Annotated in this window: 12 protein-coding genes; 9 read left to right on the top strand and 3 right to left on the bottom strand. The window is 44.8% G+C overall.

The annotated features are described in order from the left end of the window. Nucleotides 1–137: 137 nt before the first annotated feature. Together P0M28_RS28290 and P0M28_RS28295 are read left to right on the top strand one after the other, a co-directional pair. Entirely contained in the window at nt 138–1,253 is a 1,116-nt protein-coding gene (locus tag P0M28_RS28290; RefSeq protein WP_302206865.1) for a mechanosensitive ion channel family protein, read from the top strand. Nucleotides 1,254–1,461: 208 nt separating this feature from the next. Beyond that, complete coding sequence (locus P0M28_RS28295; protein WP_302206866.1) at nt 1,462–2,820, top strand: sigma-54-dependent transcriptional regulator; 1,359 nt, start codon at nt 1,462–1,464, stop codon at nt 2,818–2,820. 297 nt (nt 2,821–3,117) lie between these two features. Here P0M28_RS28295 and P0M28_RS28300 read toward each other — a convergent pair whose 3' ends face one another. Together P0M28_RS28300 and P0M28_RS28305 are read right to left on the bottom strand one after the other, a co-directional pair. Beyond that, on the bottom strand, nt 3,118–4,086 hold the full coding sequence (locus P0M28_RS28300) for a succinylglutamate desuccinylase/aspartoacylase family protein (protein WP_302206867.1): 969 nt from the start codon (nt 4,084–4,086) through the stop codon (nt 3,118–3,120). Next, nucleotides 4,070–5,992, bottom strand: a complete 1,923-nt coding sequence (locus P0M28_RS28305) for a CBS domain-containing protein (RefSeq protein ID WP_302206868.1) — start codon at nt 5,990–5,992, stop codon at nt 4,070–4,072. The genes P0M28_RS28300 and P0M28_RS28305 overlap by 17 nt, the downstream gene beginning before the upstream one ends. A 137-nt stretch (nt 5,993–6,129) precedes the next feature. On the opposite strand from P0M28_RS28305, the gene P0M28_RS28310 reads away from it, so the two are divergent. The 6 genes from P0M28_RS28310 (at nt 6,130) to P0M28_RS28335 (ending at nt 14,122) form a co-directional block, all read left to right on the top strand. Beyond that, entirely contained in the window at nt 6,130–7,029 is a 900-nt protein-coding gene (locus P0M28_RS28310; RefSeq protein ID WP_302206869.1) for a decaprenyl-phosphate phosphoribosyltransferase, read from the top strand. A gap of 5 nt (nt 7,030–7,034) precedes the next feature. Further along, nucleotides 7,035–7,676, top strand: coding sequence for an HAD-IB family hydrolase (locus P0M28_RS28315; RefSeq protein WP_302206870.1), 642 nt, complete (start codon nt 7,035–7,037; stop codon nt 7,674–7,676). Between the two features lie 86 nt (nt 7,677–7,762). Continuing rightward, entirely contained in the window at nt 7,763–7,984 is a 222-nt protein-coding gene (locus P0M28_RS28320) for a hypothetical protein (RefSeq protein WP_302206871.1), read from the top strand. A gap of 158 nt (nt 7,985–8,142) precedes the next feature. Continuing rightward, nucleotides 8,143–9,675, top strand: coding sequence for an OmpA family protein (locus tag P0M28_RS28325; protein WP_302206872.1), 1,533 nt, complete (start codon nt 8,143–8,145; stop codon nt 9,673–9,675). Nucleotides 9,676–9,790: 115 nt separating this feature from the next. Further along, the gene (locus tag P0M28_RS28330) at nt 9,791–11,008 is read left to right on the top strand and encodes a metallophosphoesterase family protein (protein ID WP_302206873.1); all 1,218 of its coding nucleotides are present in this window, start codon (nt 9,791–9,793) and stop codon (nt 11,006–11,008) included. A gap of 33 nt (nt 11,009–11,041) precedes the next feature. Beyond that, the gene (locus tag P0M28_RS28335; RefSeq protein ID WP_302206874.1) at nt 11,042–14,122 is read left to right on the top strand and encodes an SbcC/MukB-like Walker B domain-containing protein; all 3,081 of its coding nucleotides are present in this window, start codon (nt 11,042–11,044) and stop codon (nt 14,120–14,122) included. Nucleotides 14,123–14,269: 147 nt separating this feature from the next. Here P0M28_RS28335 and P0M28_RS28340 read toward each other — a convergent pair whose 3' ends face one another. After that, nucleotides 14,270–14,719, bottom strand: a complete 450-nt coding sequence (locus tag P0M28_RS28340) for a PH domain-containing protein (RefSeq protein WP_302206875.1) — start codon at nt 14,717–14,719, stop codon at nt 14,270–14,272. Nucleotides 14,720–15,201: 482 nt separating this feature from the next. Between P0M28_RS28340 and P0M28_RS28345 the strand changes: the two genes are divergently transcribed. After that, nucleotides 15,202–17,151 carry a cellulase family glycosylhydrolase gene (locus P0M28_RS28345; RefSeq protein WP_302206876.1) on the top strand — a complete coding sequence of 650 codons (1,950 nt, stop codon included), beginning with the start codon at nt 15,202–15,204 and terminating at the stop codon, nt 17,149–17,151. Nucleotides 17,152–17,163: the final 12 nt, after the last annotated feature.

The following is a 17,163-nucleotide window of genomic DNA, read 5'->3' on the forward strand; positions in this document are numbered from 1 at the left end:
TAAAGTTCATAGCTTTGCTCAATATTAGAGTAACCGCAATTTGATTACTCCCTATTTTTCAGAGTTCAAATACTCAAACAGCTTTCCAAGCTTTTCTTAATAACACCGATTATAGTTATCCATTTTCAATTAGAATTATGTTTGAGAATTTTTTAAAGAGCCTAACTATAAACTTTGAAAAGATTTTTGAGAACAATACACTAGAAGATTATCTGGTAGCTCTCGGAATAGTTGTGTCAGGGTTTGTAATCACCCGCATTCTTCGGGCAATTGTTATTAAACAACTCAGAAGACTAACTGAAGCTACTGATACTGATATTGACGACTACATTGTTGATAGCATTGGCCGCTTCGGAGTGCCTATTCTGTACTTTATTTCAGTATATGTAGGCGTTAAGTACCTTACTCTCACCGATATGATTAATGAGGCGATTCGGGTAGCAACGCTGGTGGTAATCACATTTTTTAGTATTCGGTTTATCTCATCGGTAGTACTTATGCTGCTTCGTACTTACGTACGACAACAGGAAAATGGGGAAGAGAAGGTGAAGCAACTTCGCGGAGTAATGCTAATTTTCAACCTCTTAATTTGGGGGGCTGGTTTACTGGTATTGCTGGATAACCTCGGGGTGAACGTTACGGCTATGGTTGCCGGATTAGGAATTGGTGGTATTGCCATTGCATTGGCCGCTCAGAATATCTTGGGTGACTTATTCAATTACTTTGTAATCTTCTTCGACCGTCCGTTCGAGATTGGTGACTTTATTATTGTTGATGAGAAATTAGGAACAATAGAAGCTATCGGAATTAAAACTACCCGAGTAAAGAGTCTCTCGGGTGAGCAACTGGTGTTTTCTAACAGTGATCTCACTAGTTCGCGCATTCATAACTTTAAGCGGATGCAAACCCGCCGGATTGTGTTTAGCGTGGGAGTGATTTATCAAACCCCGCTTGAGCAAGTAAAAGAAATCCCGGAAATTCTGAAGCGAGCGGTAGAAACCCAGGAGTTGGCTCAATTTGACCGAGCCCATTTCAAAGCCTACGGTGATTCCAGCCTCAACTACGAAATAGTCTACATCGTTCAGTCGGCTGATTTTAATGTGTATATGAATGTGCAGCAGGCTATTAACTTTGAAATATTTGCTGAATTTCAGCAACGGGGTATAGAGTTCGCCTATCCAACCCGCACATTGTATATGGCCGGACAAACTGATAACAATCAGGAAGAAAAGACCAATCCGTACGAGTCTTAACCTTCGCTTTACATCGTACCTACCTGGAGTACGTTTTTGGCACCTACTTGTGCAGCGGCTTGAAGCAACCTCATAAAGAATGAAAAGCCTGCCGAATTACCTGGGCGGTTTTTTCATATATACTGACCTGCTTTAATAATCCTGGTTTTGCAGTTGTGCTGCTATACGCAAAATGCTATCTTCGGCAGATAAACCTGACTAAAGAAGCATGCCCAGCCCTGGGAAACAAAATAGTAGTGTGCTAATTATTGACGACGATGCCGATGTATTGCATTCGGCTCGAATGTTTTTAAAGCAACACTTTCAGCAGGTTGATACCCAGGAAGATCCTACTCAGATTAATTCACTGATCTCGCAAAACCACTACGGTGTGGTAATGCTGGATATGAACTTCCGGCGGGGCGAGCACGATGGTCGGGAGGGACTTTATTGGCTGGAGCGTATTCGCGAAATCGACCCAAAGACGGCAGTAATTCTGATCACAGCCTACGGAGATATTGAATTAGCGGTAGAAGCTATGCGGTTAGGAGCGGCCAACTTCGTACTCAAACCCTGGAAAAATCAGAAGTTATTGGAGGCAGTAGAAGCTGCTCTGAGCCGCCAGCAAGCCCGAGGAAGGAAAAATCCCACAAAGACGACCCCTGAGCCAGCAATGGTGGGGCAATCAGAAGCAATGCTGTCAGTCTTTGATTTGGTCAGGAAAGTGGCTCCTACGGAAGCCAACGTATTGATCTTAGGTGAAAATGGCACTGGAAAAGACTTAGTTGCCCAGGCTATACACCGCCAATCTGCTCGGAAAAACCAACCTTTTGTGCGGGTTGATGCGGGCGCATTAACTGCCACTCTGTTTGAAAGTGAACTATTCGGCCACGTGAAAGGAGCTTTCACTGATGCTGCTCACGATAAAGCGGGGAAGTTTGAACAAGCTTCGGGCGGAACGCTATTTTTGGATGAGATCGGCAATTTAAGTTTGGCTCAACAAGCTAAATTACTCACGGTACTACAAACCCGTCGGGTAAACCGTGTAGGTTCTAACCAAGAAATCTCTGTAAATATTAGGCTTGTCTGCGCTACCAATCAGCCCATCAGTGGCATGGCAGCCGATGCTGACTCCGCTTTTCGGCAAGACCTGTTGTACCGTATTAATACTGTTGAAGTATCAGTACCTCCGCTACGAAACCGAGTGGGCGATATTCCTCTGTTAGCCCAGCATTTTCTCGAGCAGTACGCCGAAAAATACCAAAAACCTCAACCGGCACTGGCAGAAAGCACTCTCCAGTACCTTCAGAACTACGACTGGCCCGGTAATGTACGGGAGCTGCAACATGCTATTGAGCGAGCGGTGATTCTCAGTAATAAACCTAGTATACAACCCGAAGATTTCTCGCTGGGCATTCCGGTGAATCCGCTCGCTACGGAAGAACTTCCAAAAACGCTAGATGAGAATGAGCGAAACTTTATCAAGCAAGCTCTGGATCGGCATCAAGGAAACATTACGCATACCGCCAAAGAACTAGGTATCACCCGCACAGCACTATACCGACGGTTAGAAAAATTTGGGTTATAGATTGTTCAATTGTTTTTTAGTCCACGGTCGACAGTCCATAGCCGACATTAGTCATTGGTTAATAGTCAACAGTCCATCGTCGATAGTCCACGGGCATTGGGCATTGAGTTACAAGCGGTCGTTGCACGAGTTAGAAAGTTGAAGTGTTAAAGTAGTCTGATGTACGGGATTTAGCTTTGCTCATTGTCTACTGCACAGTGTCCCATGCCAATTCATCATTATTCATCAATCATTATTCATTAGCTGGTTGGTTCCTTCAATGATCGATTTTAAATTCCGGTCTCCGGTCTCCGTTGTTTAGTGTAGCTCTTTAAATTCCAGATAATCTTCCTGAATTTCTTCAGCAATGAAAAAACCGAAAGAACCCTGTTTTTGATAAAGCGGCATTAAGAGATAGGCGTTGGCCGGAGAAAGAACGGGTTCGCCGTTGCTGGTTGCGAGCATCTCACCTTGACGAATCTTCTGAAAATTTTTATAACCAGGTTCCATTACAAATGACTCATCTGCTTGAATGCGGTAGGAAGAAATGACTGAGTAAAAAGCGTAGTGGTTATCACCGTGTGAGTACAAAACCTGGTGTGACCAGTCAAATAGTTCTTGGTATGTAGCCTGGTTAAGACAGTTAGCGTGAAATAGGGCTTGCCAAATCATCGCTTCCTGGCTTTCAACAGAAGAGGGAGCTACGTGTTGTCCGGCTTCAAAAGTGAAACCGTGCCAGCCTCTTCGGTTAAACCACTCCGGCAAACACCCCTGAATTTCCCGCTCAATTCCCATGATACTGGTAGCGGCAATATCCTTCGCAAACAAATAACTATCACCGTAGCCCTCGTTCAAACTGATATAAGGAATGCTTTCAGAAGAAGTTGTGTGGCAATCTACGAAGTAAATCTTTCCGCTGGTCTGCTGACTAATTTCTTCAGTCAAATGCAAAATCTGCTGGAGTTCCTGTTCTTCGATATTCAACGCTTCTTTACTGTTCTGCACTTGTTGAATACGTTCTGATAAGAAAACCCGGTTTAAGTCCTCATCGCAGTAGCGAGTTTTGGCCTGGATGGCTGGTAAGTTGCCAGCAACACCGTAGAACCCACCTTGCAGCGTAATTTGCTGCGTCTTGATTCTATCACTCACCTTTTGCAAGGCAATTAGTCCACTAGGTTCGTTGCCATGAATGCCCGCAAATATTACAAGCATGGGTTCGTCCGGCTTACCGGAATACTCTATCAGAAGGCGAGATACAGGTAACTGAAAGTCAGCTTGGCTCAACATTGTCCATCAATTCTTGGTACAAGTGACGGGAAATATGAACAAAATCGTGCTCGGTTATAATACCGACGAGTTTCTTCCCCTCTACCACTGGTAGGCAAGAAATATCACTCTTAATAATCAAATCAATAGCATCAGCCACTAACATATCCGGTTGGGCTGTCACCAAGTTGGTTATCATTACATTCCGGATGGGAGTTTGGGCAAAATCTTTGCTAGAATTACTAGCGTAATAGTTGATGATTGAATCTTTGGTGATAATTCCGACTAGCTCACCATTGCGCTCCACCGGAATGTGGCCAATTTTTTTCCAACTCATAATGTGGGCCGCCAAATTCACAATATCGTTTTCTTCTACGGTGTAGATAGTCTTAGTCATTACCTGATCCAGTCGCCAAAAGCGATTTTTCCAGTCACCGGCTTCTTTCACTGAGGCTAGCTCCCAAGTATGCACGGGTTGATTACTCTGTTGGCGCTCCAGCATACCGGCAGTAATAGCTACCCAGGCCTCATCGGGAGTAATACTCTGGTCGAGTAACTGTTCGTAAGACTTTAATATCCAGCGCGATCCCGTTCTGCCCGATTCGGTTCTTTGTCGAATAATATCCAGATAGTGGGTGTAATCTTTTTCGTTGACCCCCGCTTTCTTTAAGCCTTCGTGAGCGAGAGGAAGCAGTTCTTCCAGAATGAGTTCCCGAGCTGATATTAGCTTACGATCTAGCCACTCAAATTCTACCTCAATTCCCAGCTGAGCCGCTTTTAGAAAATTGGTTTTTACTCGGTCGAACGGAATCTTCTGCTGTAACCCTTGGTACCGCTCCGGAAGCGCATTCATAAGGCCCAGCCAGAACGCCGTATTGGCTAGCTCGTCCTCAATAGTAGGGCCCGCCGGTAAAACCCGATTCTCAATCCGTAGGTGAGGCTTGCCCTGAAAAACTCCGTAGCAAATGCGGTTCCAGCGATAGATTGTACCATTATGAAAATTGAGTGCCTCTAGCTTAGGAACGCCACCTCGATCCAGAACCTCCAGCGCGTTTTCGTGAAACTCTTTGGTTAGATAGGCTTTGTAGCCCGCCACATCATCGTGAAAAACTTCGGCTACCGACTCTCTCAGCCAATCATTTCCGAAAGAAACCCGGGCTTCTTCATTAGTTAGGTTGGAGTAAGGTTTGCGGGTGTCAGTGGTTTGCCGAAGCAAAGCGATTCGGGTTTCGTGCCACAGGCGTTTGCCCAGAAAAACCGGTGAATACGTGGCACAGGCTAACGTGGGTGCTGCAATAAGTTGTGCCCAGTTGTACATATCTACCATCTTATCGGCATCTACCTGGAGGTGAAGCTGTAGACTAGTCATACAGCCCCCGAAGGTAGAGGGGTTATCACGGGTAATTAGCTCATCCAAGCCCTGAATATTAAATTCGTATTGTTGGCCCCGCAGGCGGTTCACATTTTCCAGCAACGCCTGATAGCGCGGTTCAGGGGTCATAGATTCGGGAGAAGTATCTGATTTTCGGATAGTGGGCAGAATGCCAGTAAGTAGTACTTGAGTATTACGCCTAAGCGCTTCTTGTTCTACTTCCTCAATTTTTGCTGTTAGTTCTTCGCTAAGCTCAGTCAGGCAAGAACCGTTAAACAAGATAGGTGATAGGTTAATTTCTAAGTTAAATTGAGCATATTCCGTAGTTACGTACGGGCGGTTCATCCTTTGTTTTACCTTTGGCCCAATAAATGCCGGACGAAACGCCTCATTGATAAAAACCATTTCTTGCTCAGCACCGATGCGTTGCACTCCTTGCTCAAATTTGTTTTCAGTGAGCATTCGCTCCAGTGCTTGAATGTCTTTGAGCAAATAAGAGGTATACCGCTGTTTGTCAGTTTCGCTGTCGATGATCTTAATACTAGTAGTGCTCATAGGTTAGATAAATAAAAAAATATTTTGTATAAAATTTCAAAGAAAGTAGAAAAAGCGGTAAATTGCGTAAATATTACATTAGTACCTTATCCTAAGAAAAATAGTCGCCCTAGTGTTTATTATAGAAGTAAATAATTATGCAACAAGTCGCTATTTCGCAAAAATCAGTTGTACTAGCTTACATTAAGCTGCTGCGACCCGAGCAATGGGTCAAGAATCTTTTCATATTTATACCACTTTTCTTTGAGGGGCATTTTTTCGATATAGAATTGCTATTCAAGCTCGGAGTAGCCTTTGTTGCCTTTAGTGCAGTATGCAGTGCTATTTACGTACTAAACGATTACCGGGACATTGAAGCTGATCAAGCGCACCCTAAAAAGCGGGAACGACCACTAGCCTCGGGAGAGGTATCTAAAGCAGTTGGTCTAGCCACAATGAGTCTACTGGCAGTAGCAGGATTGGGTGTAGGTCTACTGCTCAATATTTGGTTTTTTGTAATTTTGCTAACCTACGTTGGTATTAATGTAGGCTATTCGTTTGGGCTTAAGCACATTGGGATTTTAGATATTCTTTTAATCGCCTCTGGTTTTTTACTGCGTACTGTCAGTGGAGGTATTGTAGCGGATGTACCGGTTTCTCAGTGGCTAATTATTATGATTTTTCTTTTAGCTTTATTTTTAGCCATTGCGAAGCGACGCGATGATGTAGTGTTGGGAGTTGACTCAGGAGTATTAATTCGAAAGTCGGTTAAGAACTACAATCTTGAGTTTGTGAATGCTTGTATGACCATGATCGCCGGAATCATTGTGGTAGCTTACCTCATGTATACTATATCCGACGAAGTAGTAATACGCTTGGGCGAACACTTGGTATACACCTCAGTATTTGTTATTGCAGGACTGATGCGCTACTTACAAATTACGTTAGTAGAAAAAAATAGTGGGTCACCGACCGCTTTGTTGTACAAAGATTCTTTTATTCAAATCACACTAGCTGGCTGGATACTGAGCTTCTTCTGGCTAATCTACTTAGGTTAAACTGAATGCGTTCTGCCAAAAAAGTACCGAATTCTACCGACAGGCAAGCTGCTCAGACTAAAAACATAGCATTTTTTGATTTCGATGGCACAATTACCAATCGAGATTCCTTCATTGACTTCATCATCTTCTACCACGGTAAGTGGGTCGCTTACTTAGGTCTACTTCGCTTATTGCCTTTTTTGCTAGCGTATAAAGTAAAGCTAATTCCGAATTGGCGAGCAAAAGAGAAAGTCTTAACCTATTTCTTCGAAGGTGAACCAACCGCTACATTTCAGCAGGGTTGCGATCAGTACGCTACGGAGCGCATTCCCCCAATAACTCGGGTAGGGGCGCTACAGGCTCTACAAAAGCACCACGATCTAGGTAATGACATTTACCTTGTATCAGCTTCTCCTGAAAATTGGTTGTCAGCTTGGTGCCAGCAAAAAGGCATTAAACTGATTGCCTCGAGACTAGAAGTAATTGATGATAAACTGACCGGGAAGCTGCGGGGTAATAACTGCTATGGTGCCGAGAAAGTGGCGCGTATCCATCAAGAGATAGATTTATCTGATTATGAGGGTGTGTACGCCTACGGTGATAGCTCCGGCGATAGGGAGATGCTTAGGTTAGCAGACTATGCGTACTATCGTCCGTTCAGATAAACCAATAAGTTGAGTATAGAAATTTGGCGATTGTCAATTAATATTATATATTTCAATAACCTAACTACTGTACTAACCTTTTCAATATGAATTTCCCCAAATTCCTCAGCTTGTTCTTCTGTTTTGCTGTACTTATTGGCACCGCTATGGCTCACCCCGGGCACGGTGCTGAACATTCCGATCCTCACGGTATCTTTCACTATCTCACATCGCTGGTTCATTTAATTCCATTACTCACTATTTTGGGTATCGTTTTATTTGCTATTGTGAGAAAGCGGGCGGCATCAAAGAAACTTCTCCGAAAGTAGTCTGATTCTAGCGGCATTTGCCCAATGTTTAGTTCTTAGCTCATAATTAGAAAAGTGCAATTTTTCTCTAAATCGCATTCTGTAAGCCACAGCAAGCTTACCAATGGGTTTTTATAGCTAATTAACCTAGATTGATCGTGTAATTGAATATTAAAATTATGCGATTAATTAGCATCTATATCGGTTTATTACTATTTCACATCCAGGTCTTTGGGCAGCAGTCTAATGAAGAACCTGAATACGAACTAGTGAACCTAGGACGTAAGGTAAATAGTATTTATCACGAATCAGCCCCGGTTCTGTCTCCTGATGGCAATACCCTTTATTTTACTATCACCAACCACCCTGAGAATACCGAAGGTACTGATGGCAGTCAGGATATTTGGTTCACCGAACGCCAGGAAGACGGCAGTTGGGCACCCTCTCAGCACTTAGAAAGCCCGTTCAATCAGGAGGAATACAATCAGGTGATGAGCGTATCAGCAGATGGGCAGGAAGTGCTGGTACGGAGCGGTAACAGCAAAAAATGGGAGTTTGCTACAATACGAAAGGCAAATGGAGTATGGCAAAAGCCAGAATCACTGCGAATTAGCAACTTCGATGCTATGTGTAAAGGGAAATTCAACGGCGGCTTCCTGTCTTACGATAAAAAGGCCATGTTGCTGTACTTTAGCGAAGTAAAAGACAGCAAAATCAGCGACCTCTACGTGAGCTTTATGGAGAGTCCAGGAAAATGGTCCACCCCGAAAAAGATCGCAGCACTTAACACCAAGCGTGATGAGTTCGGTCCCTATTTAGCTCCTGATAATCGAACGTTGTATTTTGCCAGTAACCGACCGGGCGGACACGGCGGGGCCGATGTGTACCGAACCACTCGGCAGGATGATTCTTGGTTTAAGTGGTCAAAGCCCGAAAATGTGGGGGCTCCGGTAAATACCAAGGGTTTTGATGCTTTCTACGCTGTAGGGCAGGCTGACTCTCTGGTGTTCACCACCCGAGCGCATATGTCGGCCGATGGTGGTCACCTAGACATATACGGCTTAGAAAAGATCAAAAAAGTACCACCGCCCGTTCCGGTGATTCGGTTGGAGGGTATGGTGATGAACCAGAAAACCCAAGAATTTATTGAAGCAACGGTAGAAATTAGCAGCCAACAGCAAATACTTACTACCGAAACTACGAACGTAAACGAGGGAGTGTATGCTACTGAAATCCCCGAGCCAAATATCTATCGTTTATCGGTGAGTGCCGAAGGATATTTGGCAAAAACTGATAGCATCTGGATAGGAGAGGTGCAGTCAGATACCATTCTTTTTAAAGATATTTTTCTGGAACCTCTAGAAGTGGGTCTTTCAGTTCGACTGAATAATATCTTCTTCGACTACAATAAAACTACGCTTCGTTCCGAATCTTTTGAAGAGCTGGATAAGGTAGTAGAAATGCTCAAAACAAACGAAAATCTTCATATTGAGATTGGTGGGCACACCGATGATCGGGGTTCTGATGATTATAACGAACAGTTATCGCAGGGACGAGCGGAGTCTGTTCGCCAGTACCTAGTTGAAAATTGGATTGAACAGGAACGAGTAACCGCCGTAGGCTACGGCGAAAGCCAACCCGAAGTACCCAATACCGGAGAAGAAAATTGGCAAATTAACCGAAGGGTAGAGTTCACCATTCTTAAAAACTAGATTTCTACCAGAGTGGGTTTTAACTAACTTACAAGTGCGAAGAGCGAGGGGGTATTTAGCCACTCGCTCTTTTTTTTGGCTTGGTCACGCCGAATCGTTTTCCTACTTTTAGCCCATGAAGATTCTACACACGGCTGATTGGCATTTGGGAAAGCGACTGGGAGAATATTCCCGTTTGCCGGAGCAAGAATTGGTATTAGACGAAATTTGCCAGATCAGTGAGCGGGAAGAGGTAGATGTGGTGCTGATTGCAGGAGACCTGTTCGATACTTTCCACCCAGGAAATGATGCGGCAGAGCTACTGTACCGAACCGTTCATCGCCTATCGGATGGCGGCAGACGAGCCGTAGTGGCCATTGCCGGTAATCATGACTCACCCGATCGGGTGGATTCTACTGATCTGTTAGCCCGTAGCTGTGGTATCATATTTCAGGGTCGCCCCAATAATCAGGTACCGCTCTTCCGTACCGAAGGGGGCGTAGAAGTGGTTCAGTCTTCACCGGGTTTTTTAGAAATTCGTCTTTCCTGCCGGGATTATCCGCTCCGATTGCTGTCTACTCCTTACGCCAACGAACTAACGTTAAAGCGCCATTTGGGTACAAAAAAGAGTGAAGCACTACGAGAAGTCTTAAAACAGCACTGGAGTGAGTTGGGCGAACAGCATTGCAACGACCAAGGAGTAAATATATTAATGGCTCATCTATACGCCGCTGCGCCCGGTGAACCAGCTCCCGAAGAGCCGGAAGACGAAAAGCCAGTGCTTCATATTGGTGGAATTTCTGCCGTTCACCCGGATACCTTTCCCGAGCAAGTACAGTACGTGGCGTTGGGTCATCTGCACCGCCATCATACAGTAGGTAAATTTCCTTGCCCCATCGTATACAGCGGAACGCCCCTCAGCTACAGTTTCAGTGAAGCGGGACAAACCAAGTGCGTAACATTGGTAGAAGTATCGCCTGGAACCACAGCGAAAGTAACTCCTGTGGCATTGACCCAGGGCAGGCCACTCATTCGAAAACGTTTCTCTCAGATCGACGAAGCCCTTAACTGGCTAGAGGCTCACCCGAACACATTTATAGAATTAACGCTAGTAAGCGATACCTACATTGATGCCAAAACAAAGAAAGCCCTGTACACAGCGCATTCCGGCATTGTTAGTATTATTCCTGAAATTGTTCGTCCAAAAACGGAGGTAGAGGATAAACCAAAAATAAACCTTCAGGATAATTTGCCCTCGCTATTTTCTCGCTACTTTGAGCATAAGCGAGGGCAACAACCCAACACTGAACTAGTTGCTCTGCTTCAGGAGGTAATAGAAGTTGATGAAATTTAGCTAGCACAGAAACAACTACGTCTTAACCTATCTATGATTCCGGTTCATCTTACGTTTAGCGGATTATACTCCTATCAGAAAAAGCAATCTATCGACTTTGAGAAGCTGATGGCGGCTCAGCTGTTCGGTATTTTTGGTTCGGTAGGCAGTGGAAAATCCAGCATTCTGGAAGCTATTATGTTTGTGCTATTTGACCGTAGCGATCGGCTTAATAAATCGGGTGATAACCGTTACTACAACATGCTGAATCTTCAATCTACTAAACTAGAGATTGACTTTACCTTTCGGGCTAACGCTAAAAGCAATACCAAGTATCGGGCGTATTTTAGTGCTCAGCGCAAAAAGCGGGACTTCGAGAAAGTGGAGGTAAAAGATCGGGGCTTCTATGAGTGGAAAGACGATCAGTGGGTTCCACTACCCAATGGTGACGCTGCCCAGTTGCTGGGCATAACCTACGAAAATTTTATGCAGACCGTGATTATTCCGCAGGGAAAATTCCGGGAGTTTATCGATCAGCGACCGAATGTCCGCACTCAAATGCTCAAGGATTTATTCCAACTGCATCGTTTTGATTTGGGCGCAAAAACCGGCTTACTGCTACGAAAAACCGAAACGGCAATTACTGATTTGCAGGCGCGGTTACTGGAGATTGGGCAAATTTCGGAAGAAGATATTATTGAGCAGCAGCAGGTGCTGAAGACAGCCGAAGCTGAACTTTTACGAAAGCAGCAGTTAGCAATCCAGTTAGATCAGCAGTGCCAGAAATTAGATGCACTAAAAAAACTGTTGGATAAAATTGACGATACCGATACTGAGCTAAAGCAGCTAACCGCCCAGTCTGAGCACTTCAATGACAAAGAAAAACAACTGCGAGCGTATACCAAAGCGGAAACCTTTTTCAATGAGAAGTTTCGCTTACTAGAGGATACAACGGTTGAGGCTCAGCAGGCTCAGCAAGAGCTTGATACGTTGAAAGGTCGCATTGAGGTAGGGAGCAAAAAAACGGAACAACTTAACCAGGAAGTAGTCCAAAAGAAAGAAGCGTACGAGCAACGAGAGCAAATTCACCAGCAGTGCCAGGACTTACTACACTTGATCGAAATCAAAAAAGCGCAACCTCGTCGGCAACAACTGACCGACAGCCTTACTCAAATTGAACAGCAGCAAAGAGCACTGGAACGGTCAATAACTGAGCAGCAGGCTCAACTAGAAGAGTATGAAAATCAGCTATTGGCCGCTGAAGATGAGCGTAATCAGTGGTTGGTACTTAAGGAAGTAGCAAACTGGGTGCAGCGACGAGAGGAGCTCGTAGCAGAACAGCAAAGCGTTGCCAAGCAAGTGTATCAGTACGAACAACAGCTCTCCGCCTTAGCAGAGAAGTATGAAAGTATACTGACGGCTCACGGCTGGCCCGAAAGTAGTCAACCGGATACGTTGAATGATGATTTTGCTCAATTTCAAACAAACTTGCATCAGCAGCAAGATACCGCCAATAAGGAGCTGAGCGAATTACGATTACAAGAACGCTTAACCCAAGCCGCCAGCCAGCTTACTCCCGGTCAACCATGCATGTTGTGTGGTTCTACTGAGCACCCTCGGATTATCCATAGCCCATCGGTGAAAAAAGCACTGAGCGATAAGCAGGAAGAACTAGCGGAACTGAGAAGAAAAGAAACCAGTTTTCGTGAGCTTCAGCGCGATATTCAGCAGCTATCCTCTCAGGATGAAGCCGTACGAAAGATGCTAGGGCAGGAGCAAAAACGGGCGAAAGAATTGGGCGAAAAGCAAGCTAAGCACGAAGCCTTGCATCACTGGCCGGAGTTCAAAAGCCTGAGTGGGGAAGAAATCAACCGTCAGTTAGAGATTAAATATCGGGAGCAACAAAAGGCGCAGCAGTGGCAGCAGATGCGCCAACAGGGTCAGAAAAAGCTGAAAGAATTACAGCAGAAATTGGAGCATCAGCGAAGCCAACAGCAAACACTGCTACAACAGCAAACTAGCCTGCAAGCTACCGAAGAGCAGCGGCAATCTATGCTACAAGTCTACCAAATTAGCGATTTTCAGGATACTGCGGTGGATAAAATGCAGAAAACATGCCATCAAAAGCAAACTCAGCTAACTAATATTGAGCAACAATACGAGCAAGCGCAGCAAACGCTTCAGGAGTACCAAAATGCTTTAGGGTTGCTGGAAGGAAGATACGAAGCTTTGCAGGAAAACCAGCAAAAACTATCTCAAAAGGCCGAGTCATTAAACGAAGAAATTCAGGCGTTATGCACCGAAAAAGAATTTGATAATCTGGGGGAGATCAGAAAGCTTATCGACTTGGAACTTGATATTGATGCTGAGAATCAGGTAATTCTAACCTACCGCAACCGTCGCCACAATGCAGAAGTTACGCTTCATAAACTACAAGCCGAATTGCAGGGGCAGCAGTACGACCCGCAGGAACACCGGCAGCTTCAACTAAAAGCCCAGTCTCTCACCCTGGAAGTGCGGCAGCAGCAGGAGCAGTGCGCTTTGTTGCGGCAGCAGATTCGCGATTGGCAGAGCAAGCGGGCGCGAACTCAAACTATTCAGCAGGAGCTGGCTCAACAGCAATTGCGGGAAAGCAACCTAAAAGAGCTGGCAAGCTTGTTTCGCGGTAGTGGCTTTGTGAAGTACGCTTCTACTGTATTGCTGGAGAATCTGTGCTTAGCGGCTAACCAACGGTTTATGAAGCTAACACAGAATAGTCTAAGCCTGGAACTAAATGAGGAAAATGAGTTTGTGGTACGCGATTATCTTAACGATGGTAAAACCCGCCTGTTAAAAACCCTATCGGGTGGGCAGACTTTTCAGGCATCACTCTGTTTGGCGTTGGCCTTAGCCGAAAATGTAAAGTCGCTCAACCAGGCGGAGCAAAGTTTTTTCTTCTTGGATGAAGGTTTTGGTTCGCTGGATAGGGAATCATTACGAGTGGTGTTCGACACGCTGAAATCGCTTCGTAAAGAAAACCGGATTGTGGGCATTATCTCCCACGTGGAAGATATGCAACACGAAATCGACGTGTACCTCACCATTACTCGCGACCGCCAGCACGGTAGCCAGATTCAAGCTAGCTGGGAAGCATGAGCAATGAGCAATGAGCAATGAGCAATGAGCAATTAGCAAATTTACGATGTTCAAGTTTGGAAAAACAACGCATCAAAAATAACTTCCGGTCTCCGGTCTCCGGTCTCCGGTCTCCGACAACAAGCGAGTAATCAGTCATTGAAAGAACTACTCCTGCATTATGGCTTCTTTTCGTAGCTGTATCGTTGGGTTAACAGCTAGCAGTGTTTCAATGAACTCCTCAGTGTGCTTCGGGGAAATATCCACGTACTGACCGTAGCTGTACACTACCCGTAAGCGTACTTCAGAAAAGCTGTATACATTAGGCTGGTTATAAAAACTTCGTACCCAACGAACACTGCTAATTTGAAAAATGTCAATCTCTTTCTTAGAGAATAATGACGAAATTATTAAGGAACGGTCGGTAATTTGATACCTAAGGTTAAAGTACAGAATAGATAAAGCGAGAACTGCCGTTGCCGTGGTTACGATAGCCCCAACAGCATCACTCAAAAAAAAGTACTGCGACAAAGCTAACGTTGCAATTAATAATATAATAACGATAAACGTAAACTTGCCTACGGTTGAGCGATAGGTGTTCGTAGTTGTTTGCTTCATCTTCACTACCGAATTCGTTCAATCATATAACCAAGAACTTAGGTGAAAGTTATCAATTTGGTAGCAAATATGAACCGTAAAAAAGATGAGAAGGCGTGGCTGATTAGCGCGGCTTCTAGTATAACATTGTAAGCTCTTCCGTAAAAACTGCAATTACCAGCTAACAGTGTTAGTAACAAATCAATTGTATCCGATAGGCTGACAACACGGGAAGTGCCGTATCGGACATGTCTGATAGCCAGCCTCCCGTGTTAGGAAGGTATCGGATGCGTTTGATAGTCAAATTCCCGTGTCGGTAGGGTGTCAAATTGTTCCGACGGGGCAATTCCCGCGTCGGCAGGGTATTAAACTATCTCGATAATGTAATCCCTCCAATGAAAAGCTAATAAAACTATCATCAGGCCTCGATAATTACACTATTAACTCAAGTTAGCGAGTTAGGCAATAAATTTTTATCTTTCTGCACTGACACATCCTACCCTATGAGAAAGTATCGTTCTTTTTGGTTGTTGTTACTCGGTTTTATCTCCACAGTGTCTGCTCAGGCACAAGAAACCCCCTTTAACCGAGGCATTAATCTTACTGGCTGGTTTCAGGCCGGAAGTGCCCAGCAAGTACAGTTTACCCGGTATACTAAACAAGATTTTGAGCAAATTAAAAGCTTAGGCTGTGATGTAATTCGTTTGCCAATCAATCTTCACTACATGACCAACGGAGCACCCAACTACGTAGTTGATCCGCTATTTTACAACTTTCTTGATCCGGTAGTTGACTGGGCTGAAGAGCTGGATTTACACCTGATTTTAGATAACCACACCTTCGATCCTGCGGAAAGTACCGATCCGGCAGTAGGAGAAATTTTAAAGAAAGTATGGCCCCAATTGGCGGCTCGTTACCAGAATCGGTCTGAGAAGCTGTACTACGAAGTGCTAAACGAACCTCATGGTATTGCCGGTGACGTCTGGAATGCTATTCAGGGCGAGGTAATACAAGCTATTCGAGCGGTTGATACTAAACATACTATTATTGTTGGCCCCACTAATTTTAACAGTTACAATAGCCTCAACGAGATGCCGGTGTACGAAGATGATAACCTCATCTACACTTTTCACTTCTATGATCCGTTTATCTTCACCCACCAAGGAGCAAGTTGGACGACCCCTTCAATGCAGCCTCTACAAGACGTTCCTTTTCCATATCAGGCAGGGGAAATGCCGGAGTTTCCGGCCGAGCTACGAGAAACTTGGATTGAATCGGCTTTTAATGACTACGATCAGGAAGGGTTTGTTACTCAGGTGCGCTCGTTGGTGGAGGTCGCCGCTAAATTTCAAGAGGAGCGGCAGGTTCCGGTATTTTGTGGTGAGTTTGGGGTGTATATTCCCAACAGCGACGAGCGTTCCCGGGTATTGTGGTACGAGACGGTACAACAGGCATTAGAAGAATCAGGTATCTCCTGGACAATTTGGGACTATCACGGTGGGTTTGGCTTATTTGAAGAGGGAGGTAACGGGCTGTTCGAGCATGATCTAAACACAGATCTGCTCCAAGCGCTGGGCTTTACGGTTCCAGATCAAACTGAGTACCAGCTTCGTCCCGATAGTACTGGTTTTGTTGTTTACAATGATTTTGTGGGCGAGAGAATTACTGTAAGCAGTCCTGTAGATGGACAAGTAAATTTGTACACCACCGACCAGCCCAACAACGGGCAATATTGCTTGTATTGGACTGAAGCCCAACAGTATAGTACAATCTCTTTCAATTTTGCCCCTAATAAAGATTTATCGCGGTTAGTAAATGAAGATTATACGCTCAGCTTTCTGATTAGGGGTACTGATCCCTCGCTTCGGTTTGACATTCGTTGGCTGGACACAGATAATGGTGCGAATGATTTGCCTTGGCGTATGGGAACGACTGTTGGTGAAGACGTTGCTTCGTTTGATCGCTTTTGGCACGTAGTCCGTATTCCGCTCGAAAGCTTCGTTGAGCAGGGTGCCTGGGATGGTGAGTGGCACGAGCCCGAAGGCAAGTTTGATTGGTCGGCGATAGATCGCCTGGAGATTGTAGCCGAACGCCAGGATTTTGGCAGTGCTCAACTGTGGTTTGATAACATTCAGCTTACGAATGAAGACACCGTAGAGGTTCTGGACCCCACTGCCTTTGAAGAAATAATCACTACCCTGCCAAACAATAATTTTAGCGAAATTGCGGTCAGTCTGTACCCCAATCCGGCGCAATCGTATCTGCAAGTGGTTGGTAAACCAGCTCAACAGTATCACTATCAGCTTATAAATTCGGCGGGACAAATTCTTCAGCAAGATATATTTACGGAAGCAACCGAGCTGACTGTTTCTGAGCTGAATTCCGGGCTTTATGTACTTCGAATCGATAGTAGTGAAGAAAATCTTGCCGTTCGGCGGTTTATTATCCGCTAAAAAGAGCCACTC

The organism is Tunicatimonas pelagia (assembly GCF_030506325.1).
In the GTDB taxonomy this organism is placed as follows: domain Bacteria; phylum Bacteroidota; class Bacteroidia; order Cytophagales; family Cyclobacteriaceae; genus Tunicatimonas; species Tunicatimonas pelagia.